Genomic DNA, 18,786 nt, shown 5'->3' on the forward strand with positions numbered 1-18,786 from the left:
ATTTATTCAGCCGAGGCAGCAGGCGGTTCCACGCCCAGCGATTCGCACAGCATCTGCACGGTGGCGCGCAGTTGGGCGACTTCGGTTTCGAGCGCATCCACACGCTGCTGCAGGGCCGATGCATTGCCGCCTGTGCTGGCGCTGCCGGTACTTGCTGCCAGGGCGTTGACATCCACCGGGCCGCAAAGCAGGTGGGCCCAGCGCTGTTCGCGGGCGCCGGGGGCGCGCGGCAGCTGTACGACCAGCGGGCCGCCTTTTTCCTCGCTGCGTTCGCGCAGTTCGTCGAGAAAGGCTTCGACCGAGGAGATGTCGGCAAAGCGGTGCCAGCGCTCGGAGTTGATGCGCAGCTCGCCAGCGGTCTGGGGGCCGCGCAGCATCAGCAGGGCCAGCAGCACGGCCGACTGGTCGGGCACGCCAATGCCGCGCGGGAAGTTGTGCTCCCAGCGCGTGGAGCGCACGCTGCTGATCTGCACCGACAGGGTCTTGAGGCGCAGGCTGTCCAGTGCCTCCTGGGCTTCGCCCTCGCTGACCTCCATCACCGGATCTCGGCTGGACTTCTGGTTGCAGCCCGTGACCAGGCTGTTGAGCGTGAGCGGATAGCTGTCGGGCACGGTGCGGGCCTTTTCCATCAGCGTGGCCAGAACGCGGGCTTCGATGGCGCTCAAAGGGGTGTTGCGTGGGTCAAACGGCATGGGATCTCCTCGAAAGTCTTAGGGCTGCGCACAGGAACTGGTGCAAACCCGATAGGGTTTGTCCGTCAATGCGACAATCGCCGCCCATGAAAAACATCGTGATCCTCATCTCGGGCGGCGGCTCGAACATGGCTGCCATTGTGCGTGCATCCCAGCAGCAGAACTGGGCAAAGCAGTACAACGCCCGCGTGAGCGCCGTGGTGAGCAACAAGGCCGAGGCCAAGGGCCTGGTGTTCGCGCGGGACAACGGCATCGCCACCGAGGTTCTGGATCACAAGCAGTTCGACAGCCGCGAGGCCTTTGATGCCGAGCTGACGCAGGTCATCGATCGCCATGCGCCCGATCTGGTGGTGCTGGCCGGTTTCATGCGCATTCTCACGCCAGGCTTTGTTGCGCACTATGAGGGCCGGCTGATCAACATCCATCCTTCGCTGCTGCCGGCCTTCACCGGTCTGCACACCCATCAGCGAGCGATCGATGCGGGCTGCAAGTTTGCGGGCTGCACCGTGCATCGCGTGACGGCCGAGCTCGACGTGGGCCCCATCCTGGAGCAGGCCGTGGTGCCCGTGCTGGAGGGTGACACGGCCGAGCTGCTGGCTGCACGCGTGCTGGTGCAGGAGCACATCATCTATCCGCAAGCCGTGCTCAATCTGATCAAGGCTTGATCAGATTTGATAGCTTCTATTTCTTTATAGGTAAGCGATAGAGCCTATCTTTATGCTGATTTCTGCTCCTTTGCGGGCAAGCGGCGAAAGCGTGGCCGTTCCACGCCGTCGATTACCACCATCTCGTTGAACATGGCAGCCGGGCGCACCCACAGGCCATGCTCGCCATAGAGCGCGCGGTAAAGCGTCATGGGCTCCAGCGTTTCGCTGTGGCGCACCGTGCCTATGACTTCGTAGCGCATGCCTTTGTAGTGTTCGTAGAGACCGGGCTCGGTGGTGATGAGTGCAGGCAGATCGTGGTCGGACATGATGCTTTAAAAAGATGAGCTGTCAACGCTTGAAGGAAAAGGGCTGAAGCCTGTTTTTACTACGAATCGTTTGGAGCAGGCCGGCGTCATAGATTTCTGGTGCCAGCCAGGGCCAGGGCGAGAGTGGGACAATTGCGCCCATGCATCCCAAAGCCCTTCTCGACGCTTGCTCTGAACTCGTCAAGCGCGCCCTGACATTTGAACACCCGGCCGATGCCGTGGTGTCCCGCTTTTTCCGCGAAAACCGCTATCTGGGCCCGCGCGAGCGCGCCACCCTGGCCGAAACCGTCTACACCGTGCTGCGCAAGAAGCTGCTGTTCGAAGCGCTGGCGCATTCGGGCAGCGGCGCACGCGAGCGCCGGCTGGCCATCCTGGGCTTTGCCGCCGTGCTGCGCGAGCAGGCCAAGAAGGAAGGCAAGGTCAAGAACAAGGACGGCCAGGACAGCGAGACCTTTATCAAGGCCGCGCTGACGCCCCAGGAACTCAAGTGGCTGGCTGCCTGCGACGGCGTCAAGCCCGAAGAGCTGATGGAGGCGCACCGCCACAATCTGCCCGAATGGCTGGTCGAGCCGCTCAAGGCCCAGCTGGGCGATGGATTCTGGGCACTGGCCGCCAGCATGGAGCAGGCCGCTCCTCTGGATCTGCGTGTCAACACGCTCAACGACAAGCGCTCCGATCTGCGCAAGGAGCTGGAAAAAGCCGGCATCAAGGCCGAGCCCACGCCGTTCTCGCCCATCGGTCTGCGTGTGGACGGCAAGCCCGCGCTGGCCAAGGTCGATGCTTTCAACCGCGGCGCCATCGAAGTGCAGGACGAAGGCTCGCAGCTGCTGGCACTGATGCTGGATGCCAAGCGTGGCGAAATGGTGGTGGACTTTTGCGCTGGCGCCGGCGGCAAGACCCTGGCCATTGGCGCGGCCATGCGCAACACCGGCCGCCTGTATGCCTTCGACGTCTCGGGTCATCGCCTCGATGCGCTCAAGCCCCGTCTGGCGCGTTCGGGTCTTTCCAATGTCCACCCAGCCGCAATTGCCCACGAGCGCGATGAGCGCGTCAAGCGCCTGGCCGGCAAGATCGACCGTGTGCTGGTCGATGCTCCCTGCTCGGGCCTGGGTACGCTGCGTCGCAATCCCGACCTCAAGTGGCGCCAGAGCGTCAAGGCCGTGCAGGAGCTGACGCAGAAACAGGCCGCCATCCTGGAAAGCAGCGCGCGCCTGGTCAAGGCCGGTGGCCGTCTGATCTATGCCACCTGCTCCATCCTGCCAGAGGAAAACGAGGCCATTGCGGAAGCCTTCAGCGCCGCTCACCCCGAGTTCGTTCCGCTGGACGCGGGCGAGGTGCTCGAGCAGCTCAAGATTGCCGACGGCGACAAGCTTTGCAGCGGCGGTGACGAGGGCCGACGTTATCTGCGTCTGTGGCCACACCAGCACGAGACAGACGGGTTTTTCGCCGCTGTTTGGGTGAAAAAGGCGTAACTTCGGTGCAAATCTGGTATCTGCTGTCGGGGAATCGGCAGCAGTCCGGTCGGCGGCTCACCTAAAATGGCACGACCGTGCTTATCGGGTGAGCGCGGTTTTTTGCCAAAGGCTTTGTTATTTATGTCGCTGGATATAGCCTCGATCTGGAATGCCGTCGTGGATTGGATGGCCAATGGCCTGTGGGATCTGTCGTGGTGGCAGTTGCTGCTCTACACCCTGATCACCACCCACTTCACGATTGCGGGTGTCACCATCTATCTGCACCGCAGCCAGGCGCATAGGGCGCTGGATCTGGGGCCTATTCCCTCGCATTTCTTCCGCTTCTGGCTCTGGCTGGGCACGGGCATGGTGACCAAGGAATGGGTGGCCATCCACCGCAAGCACCATGCCAAGTGCGAGACCGCAGATGACCCGCACAGCCCGCAGACGCGCGGCCTGGGCAAGGTGATGCGCGAAGGTGCCGAGCTGTACCGCGCCGAGGCCAAGAACGAGGAAACGCTCAGAAAATACGGTCACGGCACGCCCGACGACTGGATGGAGCGCAACATCTACCGCCATTCGGTGATGGGCCCCTCGCTGATGCTCATCCTGAATGTGGCGCTGTTCGGCGTGATCGGCCTGTCGATCTGGGCCGTGCAGATGATCTGGATTCCATTCTGGGCTGCGGGCGTGGTCAACGGCGTGGGGCATTTCTGGGGCTATCGCAACTACGAGGCGACGGATGCCTCCACCAATCTGGTGCCCTGGGGCCTCATCATCGGCGGCGAAGAGCTGCACAACAACCACCATACCTTTCCCACTTCGGCCAAGTTCTCCGTCAAGCCCTACGAGTTCGATATCGGCTGGGTCTATATCAGCCTTATGCAGAAGCTGGGCTGGGCCAAGGTCAAGAAGACCCCGCCGCGCCTGCGCATGGGTGCCGTCAAGCCCGTGGCCGATGCACTGACGCTGGAAGCCATCATTGCCAATCGCTACGAGGTCATGGCCCGTTATGCGCGCGGCGTTCGCACGGCGGTTCAGCATGAGCTGGATCTGCTCAAGCAGAAGCAGGCGCAGAAGTCGGATGTTTCCCTGCTCAAGGGCGTGCAGCGCTGGCTGCACCGCGATGCCGACAAGGTGCCCGAGCGTGCCCAGAGCCAACTGGCGCAGGCGCGCGCTGCGCACCCGGTGATTGACCAGATGCTGGTCATGCGCGAAGAGCTGCGTCAGCTGTGGCTCAACACCAGCCTGAGTCGCGAGCAACTGACCGGTCAGCTGCAGGCCTGGTGCCAGCGCGCCGAGGCCAGCGGCATTGCGGCACTCAAGGATTTCTCCGTCAAGCTGCGCGCTGCCCACGTCTGAGGCCGAGCTTGCCAAGCTGCAGCCAGATTCTGGCAAGCGCGAAGCTCAGGCCTTTTCCCTCTTCAAGCCGCTGCGCTGCCCTGTTCGGGTGGGGGCGGCTTTGCTGTATCCGTGCCGCCGGATATTGAATCCAGGCCGCACCTGCCGGCGTGCTCAGTTGCACCCAGGTGCGACTGGGGCAACGCCAGCTTTGCCCGGTTTGCAGCACCATGACCTGACCGAAGTGATTGTCGGTAAAGCTCAGCGGCCCAATGGCCAGACGCAGCGGCCCTTGCTGGCAGAACAGTTCGCTGCCTGGTTCAAACAGCAGCGACGCGGCTTGGCCGTTGTTGAGACTATGTGTTTTCGGGGTGGGGTCCGGCTGTGACATGGTGGCTAGGGGTCTGTGATTCAGGCCTCAAGCGTAAGGAAGCACGGCTTGGCAGAACAGGCACAGCAAGCGTTCCGTGCAGGCGTAGCAGCGTGGATTGCTGTGCATCTGTTCCGGTATGTTTGCTGACAATCTGTATCTGTTGCAGAACAGGGCTTGCTGGCATGATGCCTGCCCGGTCCTGCGTTTTGTCATCATGCTGACTTCCTCCCTCTCCGAATCACAGCCTGTCGATCATGCGGCAAGCGATGTGCTGCTGCCGCTGTATCAACGGCTGGCCGCGCACTACAGCAAGGCCATGGAGCTGGGGAGCCTGAAACCCGGGGAGCGCATGCCGTCGGTGCGCGAGTTGATGGCGCGGCATGACATCAGCCTCTCGACGGCCTTGCAGGTGCTGCGTTTTCTGGAAGCGCAGGGCTGTCTGGAGGCCAGGCCCCGCGTGGGCTACTTTGTGTGCGCGACGAGGACGGGCGATATTCCTCTGACCAGCGAACCGGACCTGAGCCAGCCGCTGTCTCCCGGCGCGCATGCGCATTTCGTGGGCATCAACGAGCATATTTCTCTGCTGCTCGAGCGCGGCCGTCAGGCCGAAGTCTATATGGACATCGGTGGCTGCACGCCGCCTGCCTCCTTGTTCGATCATCACTATCTGAACAAGACCGTCACCCGGCTGCTGCGCGAGCATCCGACCCTGCTCTCGCAGGGGCGCTCTCTGCTGGCCAATCAGGGCAATCATCCGCTGTTTCAGCAGGCCATGGCCAGACGGGCGCTGGCCTCCGGTATCCGTGTGGCGCCTGCCGATGTGCTGGCAACCACCGGCAATTCCGAAGCGGTGAGTCTGGCGCTGGCTGCCGTGGCATCACCCGGGGACATGGTGGCCGTCGAATCGCCAACCTATTACGGCCTGCTGCAGGTGGTGGAGTCCTTGCAGCTGAAAACGCTGGAGATTCCCTGCAGCCCGCGCACCGGCATGTCCATCGAGGCGCTGGAGCTGGCTTTTCAGACCCAGCCGCGCCTGAAGGCCGTGGTGGTGGTGCCGGATCTGCAGATGCCGCTGGGCGCGCGCATGCCGGATGAGAATAAGGCCAGACTCGTGGCCCTGTGCGCAGCCCATGGGGCGGCGCTGATCGAGGACGACTCCTACGGTCTGTTTGTCGAAGGGCTGGCGGTGAAGCCGCTCAAGGCCTGGGACAGTGTCTCCGGGCATGTGATCTATTGCCAGGCCTTCAACAAAAGTCTGGCGCCGGGCCTGCGCCAGGGCTGGATGAATGGCGGCCAATGGCATGGCCGCATCCAGATGCTGAAATTTGCGCAAAGCCGCAATACCCAGACGCTGGGGCAGCTGGTCGTGGCCGAGGTGCTGGGCTCACCCACCCATCAGCGCAGCCTGGAAAAGCTCAGGCAGCAGCTCAAGCGGCAGCGCGAGGCAATGGCCAGACTGGTGGCACGTCATTTCCCGCTGGGCACGCGCATGAGCCTGCCAGGCGGTGGCCTGTGCCTGTGGCTGGAGTTCCCCGCGCAGATGTCAACCTCGGACCTGTTCACGGCAGCCCTGGCGCGCGGCATACGTATTGCGCCGGGCAGCATGTTTTCCAACTCCGGCAGGTATGAGTACTGCATGCGCCTGGCCTGCACCCATCCGGTCGACGAACTCATGGAGAGGGCGATGCAGGATCTGGGCGCGATGGCCTGCCGGCAACTGGGGCAGAGTCCGCGCAGCTAGCGCTGGCCGGGGTCCTTTACTTCGTCGGCTGACCGGCCATGCACTTGCTCAGGAATTCACGGGCCTTGCCGCCTTCCTTGTAGAAGGTGCTGATGACCTCCTTGCCTTCCACAGAGACCTTGAAGCGGGCTTCTTCCTCTTCCCCAAGCTCCTTGACCAGTGCTTCGGGGCCGCCCAGCGCGTAGACGATGGCTCCCCATTTGCCATTGGACATGGTGTAGTTGATGGCGCCGACCTCCTGGGGCCGGTCCTGGTTCTGGGTCAGAGTGGTTCTGATCTTGCGCGGACTGGCGGGCTGGGGAATGTCCATGCCCAGAAAGGTCAGCAGGGCACCGTTGTGCTTGGCCGTGGGGCCGGAAAGCTGAACGGCACCGGACATGCTGCCAAAGATCGCCGCACATTCAAGACCGGAGCGCGGGTTTTTCTCGTCATGCGAAAACATCCAGTAGCCCTTGCGCAGCTTCTGATACTGCGGGTCTTGTGCAATTCTCTGTCCTTCCTTGATCAGCTCCTGCCCCTCGCGCAGCAGCTCCAGCTGGCTGCGCGCCAGACCGCCCAGGGCATCGGCAGGCGACGGTTCGGGGCGCTGGGCGGCGGCTGGCGCGGAGCTGAACTGCTCGCAGACGGGCACCGAGGCCAGACCCGGTGAGCCGCCTGTCATGCCGACCTGGCGCTGGCCGGGGCCGGGTCCCGTGGGGCAGATGAATGTCTGGCCGAAGACGGCTGGCGACACGGCAAGCGAAAAAAGCAATGTGCTCAGCGTCCGGTGATTCATGCAATCCATCCCTGTTCGTTGCAAAGTGCCAAGTATAGGGAAGGTCGCTGCGTCAGCTGTCGCGTCGCGAAGGCATGAAAAAACCGCCTGCACTTGCGTGAGGCGGTTTTTCAAGAAACAGGCCGAATTACTTCAGCTTGGTTTCCTTGTACTCGACGTGCTTGCGAGCCTTGGGGTCGAACTTGATGATCGACATCTTTTCAGGCATCGTCTTCTTGTTCTTGGTCGTTGTGTAGAAGTGACCGGTACCAGCAGTGGAAGCCAGCTTGATCTTTTCGCGTCCGCCTTTAGCAGCCATGGTGTTTCTCCTTCAGGAAATTAAGCTTGGCCACGAGCGCGCATGTCTGCGAGCACGGAGTCGATACCGTTCTTGTCGATCAGGCGCAGAGCAGCGCTGGAAACGCGCAGGCGCACCCAACGGTTTTCGCTCTCCACCCAGAAGCGGCGGTATTGCAGGTTGGGGAGGAAACGACGCTTGGTCTTGTTGTTGGCGTGGGAAACATTGTTGCCCACCATGGGCTTCTTGCCCGTAACTTCACATACGCGTGCCATTGGGACACTCCGATAGTTGAATCGGCCGCCGGCTCTGGAATCCTGCAGGAGCAGGAGGTGCCGACAACCTCACCTCGCCAGTTTGTAATGGGTGGCGGTAGCCCGATTGCGGAAGTCCCGAAGCACGGTAAAGCGCGAACCTGGAATTCAGCAAAGTCTGCGATTATAGCGTTTTCGCAAAAAAGCCCCTGGTGCCGGCCAAAACTGGCCAAACCCAAGGGCTTTTGCGCCGAATATGCGCTAACAACCGCTCAAACGCCGAAGCGCCTTGGCGTCATCAGGATTCCTGTTCCAGGAAGCGCTGGGCGTCCAGGGCCGCCATGCAGCCGGTGCCGGCGCTGGTGATGGCCTGGCGGTAGACATGATCCTGGCAGTCGCCGGCGGCGAATACGCCGGGTACGCTGGTCTGGGTGGCAAAGCCCTTGAGACCTCCCTGGGTGATGATGTAGCCGTTTTCCAGCTCCAGCTGACCCTGGAAGATGTCGGTGTTGGGGTGGTGGCCGATGGCGATGAAAGCGCCTTGCAGCTTGACCTCTTCGGTGTGGCCGTCCTGCGTGCTCTTGATGCGGATGCCGGTCACGCCACTCTGGTCACCCAGCACTTCATCCAGTGTGAAATGGGTCTTGAGCTCGATCTTGCCTTCCTCGACCTTTTCCATCAGCTTGTCCACGAGGATGGGCTCGGCCTTGAACTTGTCGCGGCGGTGCACGAGGGTGACCTTGCTGGCGATGTTGGAAAGGTAGAGGGCTTCTTCTACGGCCGTGTTGCCGCCGCCGATCACGCAAACGGGCTGCTCGCGATAGAAAAAGCCGTCGCAGGTGGCGCAAGCGGACACGCCGCGACCCATGAAGGCTTCCTCGGAGGGCAGGCCCAGGTACTTGGCCGATGCGCCGGTGGCGATGATCAGCGAGTCGCAGGTATAGACGCCGCTGTCGCCGGTCAGGGTGAAGGGGCGCTTGGAGAGGTCAACCTGGTTGATGTGGTCGAAAACGATTTCGGTCTTGAAGCGCTCGGCATGCTCCTGAAAACGCTGCATCAGCTCGGGGCCCTGCACGCCCATGACGTCGGCCGGCCAGTTGTCCACTTCGGTGGTGGTCATCAACTGGCCACCCTGGGCCATGCCGGTAATCAGCAGGGGCTTGAGGTTGGCACGGGCCGCGTATACGGCAGCGGTATAGCCGGCAGGGCCGGAGCCGAGGATGAGAACTTGTGCGTGTTTGGTAGAGGACATGGAGCGGAACTCTGAAAAAAGCAGGCCGACAGCCGGCGCGCGGTCATGAAAACATTGGGAAGATGTGGGAGTATCGCTCCGGATCAAGGTCTGCGCGTGCAGCTGTTTTTAATCACCGGAATTGTTAAAAATGATAGTGACGAAGCGAATCCGGCTACCGTATGGCAGTTTTGTTGCATGTGCTTGCATTACGCTGAGCGATCGTCTTGGCCGAATGCACCGCTTGGATAAGGGCCTAAGGTAAGCTTGCGCCTGCGTATGACATATACATTGAACGCTTCGAACGCGTCTTCTTCCAGCAAATCAAAATCCCGCGCTGCGACTCCGCGCTATGGAGTGATTCGCTTCAGCCAGGAGGTTTTGCTGTTGATCGGCCTGCTGGCACTGGTGTTCTGGCTCATGGCCATGTTCACCTACTCGCCGCAAGACGCAGCCTGGTCCACCTCAGGCGCCGGGCAAAGGCCGTTTGTGCATAACTGGATGGGCCGTGTGGGCGCCTGGCTGGCCGATGCCTGCTACTTCGGCTTCGGCATGTCCATCTGGTGGCTGGTACTGGCCGCCGTGCAGACCTGGGTGACATCGCTGGTGCGCTGGATGCGTGGCGGGGTGAACAAGGACGGCAGCCCTCTGGCGCTGATGCCGCTGTGGCGCCGTCGCTTTCTGTTCTGGGGCGGTCTGGCCATTCTGATGATTGCCAGCTGCGCGCTGGAATGGACGCGTCTGTACCGTTTCGAAAACTTGCTGCCCGGCCCTGCCGGTGGCGTGTTTGGCTACATGATGGGCTTCAATGCCCTCAAATGGCTGGGTTTTGCGGGTTCGGGCCTGATCGGCATCTGCCTGTTCGTGCTGGGCGCTGCCATGGTGTTCGGCTTTTCCTGGGGCAAGCTGGCCGAAGGCCTGGGCGCGCGCCTGGACGGCATGGTGCAGTTTGGCCGCGAGCGTCGCGAAATTGCCAAGGATGTCTCTGTCGGCAAGAGAGCGGCCCGCGAACGCGAGGAAGTGGTGTTTGACCGCAGCGAAGGTGCGATCACTGCACCGGTGCATCAGCCTGTGCAGATCATCGAGCCCGTGCTGCAGGAGACCAGTCAGCCCAGCGCCCGGGTGGTGAAGGAGCGCCAGAAGCCGCTGTTCACCGATCATCCGGACAGCAAGCTGCCTCAGGTGGACCTTCTCGACCAGGCCCAGCAGCGCCAGGAGCTGGTGTCTGCCGAGACGCTGGAGATGACCAGCCGGCTGATTGAAAAGCGCCTCAAGGACTTTGGCGTGGAAGTGCGCGTGGTTGCGGCCATGCCCGGCCCTGTGATCACACGCTACGAGATCGAGCCTGCCACGGGCGTCAAGGGCTCGCAGATCGTCAATCTGGCCAAGGATCTGGCGCGTTCGCTGTCCCTGGTGTCGATTCGCGTGATCGAGACCATTCCCGGCAAGAACTATATGGCGCTGGAGCTGCCCAATGCCAAGCGCCAGTCGATCCGTTTGTCCGAAGTGCTGGGCTCGCAGGTCTACCACGACGCCAAGAGCCTGCTGACCATGGGTCTGGGCAAGGACATCGTGGGCAACCCCGTGGTCGCCGACCTGGCCAAGATGCCCCACGTTCTGGTGGCCGGCACGACCGGCTCGGGCAAGTCCGTGGGTATCAACGCCATGATTCTGTCTCTGCTCTACAAGGCAGAGGCGCGCGATGTGCGTCTGCTCATGATCGATCCCAAGATGCTGGAAATGTCGGTCTATGAAGGCATTCCCCATCTGCTGTGCCCCGTGGTCACCGACATGAAGCAGGCGGCCAACGGACTGAACTGGTGCGTGGCCGAGATGGAGCGCCGCTACAAGCTCATGAGCAAGCTCGGTGTGCGCAATCTGGCCGGCTACAACAGCAAGATCGACGAGGCCAAGGCGCGCGAGGAGTCGATTCCCAACCCCTTCAGCCTGACGCCCGAGGAACCCGAGCCGCTGCAGCGCCTGCCGCACATCGTCATCGTGATCGACGAGCTGGCCGATCTGATGATGGTGGTGGGCAAGAAGATCGAAGAGCTCATCGCCCGCCTTGCGCAAAAGGCGCGTGCGGCCGGCATTCATCTGATCCTCGCGACCCAGCGCCCCAGCGTGGACGTGATCACCGGCCTGATCAAGGCCAATATTCCGACGCGTATTGCCTTCCAGGTCTCCAGCAAGATCGACAGCCGCACCGTGCTGGATCAGATGGGGGCCGAGACCCTGCTGGGCATGGGCGACATGCTGTACATGGCCAGCGGTACAGGTCTGCCTATTCGCGTACATGGCGCTTTTGTCTCCGACGACGAGGTGCACCGCGTGGTCAGCTATCTCAAGGAGCAGGGCGAACCCGACTACATCGAAGGCATTCTGGAAGGTGGCTCTGTCGATGGTGAGGGGGGTGATGACGATGGCGAAGGCGGCGGCGAAAAGGACGAGCTCTACGATCAGGCAGTAGAAATCGTGCTGAAAGACCGCAAGGCCAGCATTTCCTACGTTCAGCGCAAACTGCGTATCGGCTACAACCGATCGGCCAATCTGCTCGAGCAGATGGAAAAGGCCGGCCTGGTCAGCTCGCTCACATCCAGTGGGCAGCGCGATGTTCTAGTTCCGGCCCGCAGCGAGTGAGCCACGCACAAGAGAGAGAGTCATGAAACGTCTTTTGACTGCAATTTTGATAGCTGGCAGTGCAAGTGCAGCAATGGCTGATGGTCTGAAAAGCCTTGAGTCCTTCATGAAGAATGCCCAGGCGGGCAAGGCCGACTTCACCCAGTCCGTGACCTCGCCACCCAAGTCCGGGCAGGAGGCGCGTACCAAGGTGTCCAGCGGCAGCTTCGAATTCCAGCGCCCCGGCAAGTTCCGTTTCAACTACACCAAGCCTTTTGAGCAGCTCATAGTAGCCGACGGCAAGACGCTGTGGCTGTACGACGCCGACCTGAATCAGGTGACGGAGCGTGCCCAGGCCCAGGTGCTGGGCAGCACGCCAGCGGCCATCCTGACATCGGCCACCGACCTCAAGGCCTTGAAGGCCGATTTCGAGCTGGGCAACCAGCCTGACGCCGATGGCCTGGAATGGGTGCTGGCCAGCCCCAGGCAGAAAGGCGGTCAGCTCAAGAGCGTGCGCATAGGCTTCACACCCGAAGGCAAGCTGGCTGCGCTGGATATCGAGGACAGCTTTGGCCAGCGCTCGCTGATGCAGTTCAAGGGCCTGCAAACCCAGGCTTCGCTGCCGGCATCGACCTTCCACTTCACGGTGCCCAAGGGGGCCGATGTGCTCAAGCAGTAAAGATCGCGGCGCGCATCAGCAAAAAGGCCTGCGGATTGTGTCCGCAGGCCTTTTATATGCAGGAATCGGGTTTGAGCCCTTGTGAGTGGAACGCAGCCAGCTGCGCTTTGGTGGGGGCTGTTGTGATCAGGCGCGCGTGGCGTTTGCGGCACTTTGCTTGTTGCCGATGGCGAAGTCCAGTAGGCCTGCAATCACCAGCACACCTAGCACAGGGGCGACCCAGCCCATGCCCAGGGCGGCGCCGGGCAGCTTGTCCAGCCAGGCGGGCACCAGTGCATCAAGATTGGCAGCCTTGGCGGCGTCAAACAGGCCGAAGACCAGGGCGGTGCCCATCACGGGGATGTAGACGCGCGGTGGCTGATTCCAGCGATGCAGCAGGCTCAGGGCGATCAGGGCGATGGCCACGGGATACAGCCCCACAAGCACGGGCACGGCCACGGCGATCAGCTGGGCCAGGCCCTGGTTGGCTACGGCTGCACTGAACACCGATAGGCCGATGACCATGGTGCGGTAGGAGATGCCGGTCAGCTCACTGAAGAAGCTGCTGCAGGCCGTGATCAGGCCCACGCCGGTGGTCAGGCAGGCCAGCATGATGACGATGGCGAGCAGCCACAGGCCTGCGGGGCCGAAGGTCTGCTGTACAAAGGCTGTGAGAATCTGCACACCGGTGGTGGCGTTGGCGGCCAGTTGGCTGTTGGTGGCGCCCAGATACATCAACGAGACATAGACCAGGCCCAGGCAGGTCGCGGCAATGATGCCGGCGTAGATGCAGTAGCGCGTGTGCAGCTTGCTGTCGCTCACGCCGGCAGCCTTGATCGCGTTGACGATGACGATGCCGAAGATCAGCGAGGCCAGGGCGTCCATGGTCTGATAGCCCTGCAGAAAACCTTCGGAAAAGGCGGCTGCCTGCGTGGCATAGGCCTCGGTGCTGAGACTGTAGCCATCCACAGGGGCCAGCACGGCGGAGCCGCCGAGAACGGTCAGCGCCAGAATCAGCACGGGGGTGATGATCTTGCCCACGTTGTCCATGAGCTTGCCGGGGAACAGCGACAGCAGCGCCACCGCCACAAAGTAAGCGATGGTGAAGGCCAGCAGCATGGCGGGTGTGTTGCCGACAAAGGGAGCCAGACCCATCTCGAAGGATACGGTGGCCGTGCGCGGCGTCGCAAACAGAGGGCCGATGGTCAGATAGATGGCCACGGCCAGCACCAGGCCGGCAATGCGGCCTATGGGGCTGGTCAAGGTGTCCAGGCCGCCACCCACACGTGCGAGAGCGACTACGCCGAGAAGGGGCAGACCGACACCCGTCAGCAGAAAGCCTGTCGAGGCGCCGAGCAGGTTTTCACCGGCTGCCAGGCCCACCATGGGTGGAAAGATGATGTTGCCGGCCCCGAGGAACAGGGCAAAGGTCATGAAACCGAGGGCAAAAATGTCCCAGGTCTTGAGTTTTTTCATACGCGTAGACTCAGACGTGCAGCGCTGGCACGCCCTGTAGCAGTGTGGAGCCAAGGAAAGTTGCGGATGCTTTCGATTGATTTCTGGCTGATGGCGGTAGCCCTATCAGGCACAGGCATTGCGCGGCGCAGATGAGGCGGCCCGCAATGAATCTAAGCGCGCTGCCAGGCCTGGCTGGCCTGGTTTTTGGCAGGCCGGATGGGGGCAGTGCCTCCATGGGGCGAGGGGTGGCCTCGTTAATGGAGAGATTGAATCCGTTGAAACGCTATTTTCTCTTATGAAAAATTCTGATAAGGATGCAGGGGTTAAGGTGGATAAGCATTGACTGCCTTCGGTGTGCAAGCAGCCCCAACCCATTTGGATGCACAACTGGCCGGAGAGTCGGATACTTGAGGGGTCATGGTTACGCACAACAACTCCTCATCTTCAGCCATTCCTCATCAGCCCCTGGCCGAGCGCCTGCGGCCGCACACTCTGGCAGAAGTCATCGGCCAGCAACATGTGTTGGGAGAGGGCATGCCGTTGCGCCTGGCCTTCGAGTCGGGTCGCCCGCACAGCTGCATACTCTGGGGCCCGCCGGGGGTGGGCAAGACCACGATTGCGCGCCTGATGGCCGATGCCTTTGATGCGCAGTTCATCTCCATCAGCGCCGTGCTGGGCGGCGTCAAGGACATCCGCGAGGCCGTGGAGCAGGCGCAGGCCGCCCAGAGCGGACTGCTGCAGCAGCGCACCATCGTGTTTGTGGATGAGGTGCACCGCTTCAACAAAAGCCAGCAGGACGCTTTCTTGCCCCATGTGGAAAGCGGGCTGTTCACCTTCATCGGAGCGACCACGGAAAACCCCTCGTTCGAGGTCAACTCGGCCCTGCTTTCGCGGGCGGCGGTCTATGTGCTGCAAAGCCTGACTCCGGACGACTTGAAGCAGATTGTGGCCAAGGCCCAGGCCATCCAGGCGATTCCGGCGATCGAGGACGAAGCACTGGAGCGCCTGATTGCCTATGCCGACGGCGATGCACGGCGCTTGCTGAACACGCTGGAGACCTTGTCCATCACGGCCGAGCAGGCCGGGGTGCAGAGCATCACCGATGCCTGGCTGCTCAAGGTGCTGGGCGAGCGCATGCGCCGCTATGACAAGGGCGGCGAGCAGTTCTACGACACCATCAGCGCCCTGCACAAATCCGTGCGCGGCTCGGACCCCGATGCGGCACTTTACTGGTTTTGCCGCATGCTGGATGGCGGTGCCGACCCGCGCTATCTGGCGCGCCGCATCGTGCGCATGGCATGGGAAGACATAGGACTTGCCGACCCGCGTGCCATGCAGATGTGCAACGATGCCGCTGCGACCTATGAACGCCTGGGTAGCCCCGAGGGCGAACTGGCCCTGGCCCAGGCCGTGATCTACCTGGCTGTGGCGCCCAAGAGCAATGCCGGCTACATGGCCTACAACAAGGCCAAGGCCTTTGTGAAGGGCGACACCACCAGGCCTGTGCCGCTGCATCTGCGCAATGCTCCCACCAAGCTGATGAAGCAGCTGGACTACGGCCGGGATTACCGCTATGCCCACAGCGAGGAGGGCGGCTTTGCGGCGGGCGAGCGCTATCTGCCTGAAGGAATAGAAGACCCCGGCTTCTACCAGCCCGTGGCGCGGGGGCTGGAAATCAAGATCGGCCAGAAGCTGGCGGAGCTCAAGGCGCTCAACAACGCCGCTCGTGCGGCAGATGACGAGCCGGCAGGCTTGTAAAGAGCGAGTTGCCCAGGTGTTGCAAGACTGGCACTAGTTGAATGCTGCATTTTTTGCGGTGTTTTCAGGGTTTTTCGCTAGATTGAGTAGCAGCACATGACTAAGTGCCTGTATTTATTGGACTTGCATTGCCGATGAAATTGTTGCGCTGCAGCATTTTGGGGTTGCGCACGGGAAACCCCGGCCCTGAGTCCTGAAAACAGCTCCCTAGAATCGATTCACTCTTTTGCGACAAGCGGCCCACAAAGCGGCGGACTGCAGAAGGGGAACCATGGCATCGCTGGCTCCGTCGTTCGGGATGAGAGGCTCGCAGTGTCTCCGTCTTGGATCGAGGGAAGGGGAGCGCGCTTATGGATATCTTGCTGCAGCAGATCATCAATGGTCTGGTGTTAGGCAGCATGTACGCCTTGATAGCCCTGGGCTACACCATGGTGTACGGCATCATTCAGCTGATCAACTTCGCGCATGGCGAGGTGCTGATGGTGGGGGCTTTGACCAGTTGGAGCTGCATCGGCCTGATGCAGGAGGCCATGCCCTATCTGCCGGGCTGGCTCATGCTTTTGATAGCCGCCATCATCGCCTGCGTGGTGGCTGCATCGCTGAACTTCGTGATCGAGAAGGTGGCCTACCGGCCGCTGCGCAACAGTCCGCGTCTGGCGCCGCTGATCACGGCCATCGGTGTCTCCATCCTGCTGCAGACCCTGGCCATGATCATCTGGAAGCCCAATTACAAGGCTTATCCCACGCTGCTGTCGTCCACCCCCTATGAAATCGGCACGGCGGTGATCACGCCCACGCAGATTCTGGTGCTGGTGGTCACGGCGATTGCACTTGCCACGCTGATGTATCTAGTCAACTACACCAGGCTGGGGCGCGCCATGCGGGCCACGGCCGAGAATCCGCGTGTGGCGGCGCTGATGGGCGTCAAGCCCGACATGGTGATTTCCGCCACCTTCATCATCGGTGCCGTGCTGGCGGCGATTGCCGGCATCATGTACGCCTCCAACTATGGCACGGCCCATCACACCATGGGCTTTCTGCCGGGCCTCAAGGCCTTCACGGCCGCCGTTTTCGGCGGCATCGGCAATCTGGCCGGCGCCGTGGTGGGAGGCCTGTTGCTGGGGCTGATCGAGTCCATCGGGTCCGGCTATATCGGTGACCTGACGGGGGGCGTGCTGGGCAGCCAGTACACCGACATCTTTGCCTTCATCGTGCTCATCATCATCCTGACGCTGCGCCCTTCGGGCCTGCTGGGTGAGCGTGTGGCGGACCGTGCCTGAGGAGTGCCCATGAAGAACAACAAGACACTCCACTGGATTCTGGGCGGCATAGGCCTGCTGGTGCTGCCGCTGATCCTGCAGTATTTCGGCAACGCCTGGGTGCGCATCGCCGATCTGGCTCTGCTCTACGTGATGCTGGCGCTGGGCCTGAATATCGTGGTCGGCTACGCAGGCCTGCTGGATCTGGGCTACGTGGCTTTCTATGCCGTGGGCGCCTATATGTTTGCGCTCATGGCATCGCCGCATCTGGCCGAGACCTTCGAAGGTTTTGTGGCCATGTTTCCCAACGGGCTGCACACCTCGATCTGGTTGGTGATTCCGCTTGGAATGCTGCTGGCCGCCTGTACGGGTGTGCTGCTGGGCCTGCCGGTGCTGCGGCTGCGCGGTGATTACCTGGCCATCGTGACACTGGGCTTCGGCGAGATCATCCGCATCTTCCTGAACAACCTGGACCAGCCCGTCAACATCACCAACGGCCCCAAGGGCATTGGCCAGATCGACTCGGTCAAGATCTTCGGCTTCGACCTGGCCAAGCGTCATGAGATCTTCGGCTACGACATCGCTTCCGTCACGCTGTACTACTACCTGTTTCTGGTGCTGGTGCTGGCCACCATCGTGATCTGCTACCGCTTGCAGGATTCGCGCATAGGCCGCGCCTGGATGGCGATTCGCGAGGATGAAATCGCCGCCAAGGCCATGGGCATCAATGTGCGCAATATGAAGCTGCTGGCCTTCGGCATGGGCGCTTCGTTCGGCGGTGTGGCAGGTTCCATGTTCGGTGCTTTCCAGGGCTTTGTATCGCCCGAGTCCTTCAGCCTCATGGAGTCCGTGATGATTGTGGCCATGGTCGTGCTCGGCGGCCTGGGCCATATTCCCGGCGTGATTCTGGGGGCCGTGCTGCTCTCGGCCCTGCCCGAGGTGCTGCGCTATGTGGCCGGGCCGCTGCAGCAGATGACCGATGGACGCCTCGACGCGTCCATCCTGCGCCAGTTGCTGATTGCCCTGGCCATGATCGTCATCATGCTGATGCGTCCGCGCGGCCTCTGGCCCACGCCCGAGCATGCCAAAAGCCTGGACCGTCAGTCCTGATGACTGCACAGACAAGGAATGTGAACTGATATGGCAGAGAGCACGACTTCAGCGGTCCTTCATGTCTCGGACATCTCCAAGCGCTTTGGCGGTTTGCAGGCACTGTCCGGTGTGAGCATGAAGATTGATAGAGGCCAGGTCTATGGCCTGATCGGCCCCAATGGCGCAGGCAAGACCACGTTTTTCAACGTGATCACCGGCCTCTATACGCCCGACACCGGCAAATTCGAGCTGGCCGGAAAGCCCTATGAGCCGACGGCGGTGCATAAGGTGGCCAGGGCCGGCATTGCACGGACCTTCCAGAACATCCGGTTGTTTGCCGAGATGACGGCACTGGAGAACGTCATGGTCGGGCGCCATGTGCGCACGCATTCCGGTCTGCTCGGGGCGGTGTTTCGCACCAAGGGCTTCAAGGCCGAGGAGGCCGCGATTCGCGCCCGCTCGCGCGAGCTGCTCGACTATGTCGGCATCGGCAAATATGCGGACTTCAAGGCGCGCACCTTGTCCTATGGCGACCAGCGCCGGCTGGAGATTGCCCGTGCACTGGCGACGGACCCGCAGCTGATTGCGCTGGATGAGCCGGCCGCCGGCATGAACGCGACTGAGAAGCTGCAGTTGCGTGAGTTGATCGACCGCATTCGCAACGACCACCGCACCATCCTGCTCATCGAGCATGATGTGAAGCTGGTCATGGGCCTGTGCGATCGCGTGACGGTGCTGGACTATGGCAAGCCGATTGCCGAAGGCACGCCTGCCGAAGTGCAGAAGAATGAAAAAGTGATTGAAGCCTATCTGGGCACGGGAGGCCATTGA

General features: G+C 61.8%; 18 protein-coding genes. 10 read left to right on the plus strand and 8 right to left on the minus strand.

The genetic code is table 11. The features are described 5' to 3' along the window. Positions 1 to 2: 2 nt before the first annotated feature. Positions 3 to 692 carry a YceH family protein gene (locus FSY45_RS09230; RefSeq protein WP_003067883.1) on the minus strand — a complete coding sequence of 230 codons (690 nt, stop codon included), beginning with the start codon at positions 690 to 692 and terminating at the stop codon, positions 3 to 5. 86 nt (positions 693 to 778) lie between these two features. Here FSY45_RS09230 and purN point away from each other — a divergent pair, with 86 nt between their 5' ends. Beyond that, complete coding sequence (gene purN, locus FSY45_RS09235) at positions 779 to 1,357, plus strand: phosphoribosylglycinamide formyltransferase (RefSeq protein WP_034362742.1); 579 nt, start codon at positions 779 to 781, stop codon at positions 1,355 to 1,357. A 50-nt stretch (positions 1,358 to 1,407) separates the two neighbouring features. Here the strand turns inward: purN and FSY45_RS09240 are convergent, their stop codons facing one another. Beyond that, on the minus strand, positions 1,408 to 1,665 hold the full coding sequence (locus FSY45_RS09240) for a DUF1653 domain-containing protein (protein ID WP_003067879.1): 258 nt from the start codon (positions 1,663 to 1,665) through the stop codon (positions 1,408 to 1,410). Between the two features lie 140 nt (positions 1,666 to 1,805). On the opposite strand from FSY45_RS09240, the gene FSY45_RS09245 reads away from it, so the two are divergent. After that, on the plus strand, positions 1,806 to 3,137 hold the full coding sequence (locus tag FSY45_RS09245) for an RsmB/NOP family class I SAM-dependent RNA methyltransferase (RefSeq protein WP_039049851.1): 1,332 nt from the start codon (positions 1,806 to 1,808) through the stop codon (positions 3,135 to 3,137). A gap of 123 nt (positions 3,138 to 3,260) precedes the next feature. After that, positions 3,261 to 4,481 (plus strand): fatty acid desaturase, encoded by a 1,221-nt coding sequence (locus FSY45_RS09250; RefSeq protein WP_046460305.1) that lies wholly within the window; start codon positions 3,261 to 3,263, stop codon positions 4,479 to 4,481. Here FSY45_RS09250 and FSY45_RS09255 read toward each other — a convergent pair. Further along, on the minus strand, positions 4,456 to 4,851 hold the full coding sequence (locus FSY45_RS09255; RefSeq protein WP_003067873.1) for a hypothetical protein: 396 nt from the start codon (positions 4,849 to 4,851) through the stop codon (positions 4,456 to 4,458). The genes FSY45_RS09250 and FSY45_RS09255 overlap by 26 nt on opposite strands. 118 nt (positions 4,852 to 4,969) lie before the next feature. Between FSY45_RS09255 and FSY45_RS09260 the strand changes: the two genes are divergently transcribed. Further along, on the plus strand, positions 4,970 to 6,574 hold the full coding sequence (locus FSY45_RS09260; RefSeq protein ID WP_179625589.1) for a PLP-dependent aminotransferase family protein: 1,605 nt from the start codon (positions 4,970 to 4,972) through the stop codon (positions 6,572 to 6,574). A 16-nt stretch (positions 6,575 to 6,590) separates the two neighbouring features. On the opposite strand, the gene FSY45_RS09265 is transcribed toward FSY45_RS09260, so the two are convergent. The 4 genes from FSY45_RS09265 to trxB all read right to left on the minus strand — a co-directional run bounded on the left by FSY45_RS09265 (position 6,591) and on the right by trxB (position 9,132). Beyond that, positions 6,591 to 7,349 (minus strand): hypothetical protein, encoded by a 759-nt coding sequence (locus FSY45_RS09265; RefSeq protein ID WP_046460306.1) that lies wholly within the window; start codon positions 7,347 to 7,349, stop codon positions 6,591 to 6,593. A gap of 127 nt (positions 7,350 to 7,476) precedes the next feature. Beyond that, the gene (gene rpmG, locus FSY45_RS09270; protein ID WP_003058233.1) at positions 7,477 to 7,647 is read right to left on the minus strand and encodes a 50S ribosomal protein L33; all 171 of its coding nucleotides are present in this window, start codon (positions 7,645 to 7,647) and stop codon (positions 7,477 to 7,479) included. A 20-nt stretch (positions 7,648 to 7,667) separates the two neighbouring features. Further along, complete coding sequence (gene rpmB, locus FSY45_RS09275) at positions 7,668 to 7,901, minus strand: 50S ribosomal protein L28 (RefSeq protein ID WP_003058229.1); 234 nt, start codon at positions 7,899 to 7,901, stop codon at positions 7,668 to 7,670. A gap of 277 nt (positions 7,902 to 8,178) precedes the next feature. Next, positions 8,179 to 9,132 carry a thioredoxin-disulfide reductase gene (trxB, locus tag FSY45_RS09280; protein WP_003067867.1) on the minus strand — a complete coding sequence of 318 codons (954 nt, stop codon included), beginning with the start codon at positions 9,130 to 9,132 and terminating at the stop codon, positions 8,179 to 8,181. A gap of 258 nt (positions 9,133 to 9,390) precedes the next feature. Here trxB and FSY45_RS09285 point away from each other — a divergent pair, with 258 nt between their 5' ends. Together FSY45_RS09285 and lolA are read left to right on the plus strand one after the other, a co-directional pair. Then, positions 9,391 to 11,751, plus strand: a complete 2,361-nt coding sequence (locus FSY45_RS09285) for a DNA translocase FtsK (protein WP_046460307.1) — start codon at positions 9,391 to 9,393, stop codon at positions 11,749 to 11,751. Positions 11,752 to 11,773: 22 nt separating this feature from the next. Continuing rightward, positions 11,774 to 12,409: an outer membrane lipoprotein chaperone LolA gene (gene lolA / locus FSY45_RS09290; RefSeq protein ID WP_012837199.1), complete on the plus strand. Its 636-nt coding sequence runs from the start codon at positions 11,774 to 11,776 to the stop codon at positions 12,407 to 12,409. Positions 12,410 to 12,535: 126 nt separating this feature from the next. Here lolA and brnQ read toward each other — a convergent pair whose 3' ends face one another. After that, positions 12,536 to 13,864: a branched-chain amino acid transport system II carrier protein gene (gene brnQ / locus FSY45_RS09295; protein ID WP_046460308.1), complete on the minus strand. Its 1,329-nt coding sequence runs from the start codon at positions 13,862 to 13,864 to the stop codon at positions 12,536 to 12,538. Positions 13,865 to 14,263: 399 nt separating this feature from the next. On the opposite strand from brnQ, the gene FSY45_RS09300 reads away from it, so the two are divergent. The 4 genes from FSY45_RS09300 (at position 14,264) to FSY45_RS09315 (ending at position 18,786) form a co-directional block, all read left to right on the plus strand. Next, the gene (locus FSY45_RS09300) at positions 14,264 to 15,604 is read left to right on the plus strand and encodes a replication-associated recombination protein A (RefSeq protein WP_046460309.1); all 1,341 of its coding nucleotides are present in this window, start codon (positions 14,264 to 14,266) and stop codon (positions 15,602 to 15,604) included. A gap of 350 nt (positions 15,605 to 15,954) precedes the next feature. Then, complete coding sequence (locus FSY45_RS09305) at positions 15,955 to 16,884, plus strand: branched-chain amino acid ABC transporter permease (protein WP_003067858.1); 930 nt, start codon at positions 15,955 to 15,957, stop codon at positions 16,882 to 16,884. Positions 16,885 to 16,893: 9 nt separating this feature from the next. Next, on the plus strand, positions 16,894 to 17,973 hold the full coding sequence (locus FSY45_RS09310; protein WP_003067856.1) for an ABC transporter ATP-binding protein: 1,080 nt from the start codon (positions 16,894 to 16,896) through the stop codon (positions 17,971 to 17,973). Between the two features lie 30 nt (positions 17,974 to 18,003). Next, positions 18,004 to 18,786, plus strand: a complete 783-nt coding sequence (locus tag FSY45_RS09315; RefSeq protein ID WP_003067855.1) for an ABC transporter ATP-binding protein — start codon at positions 18,004 to 18,006, stop codon at positions 18,784 to 18,786.

The sequence above is a fragment of the Comamonas sp. Z1 genome, assembly GCF_008121555.1.
In the GTDB taxonomy this organism is placed as follows: domain Bacteria; phylum Pseudomonadota; class Gammaproteobacteria; order Burkholderiales; family Burkholderiaceae_C; genus Comamonas; species Comamonas thiooxydans.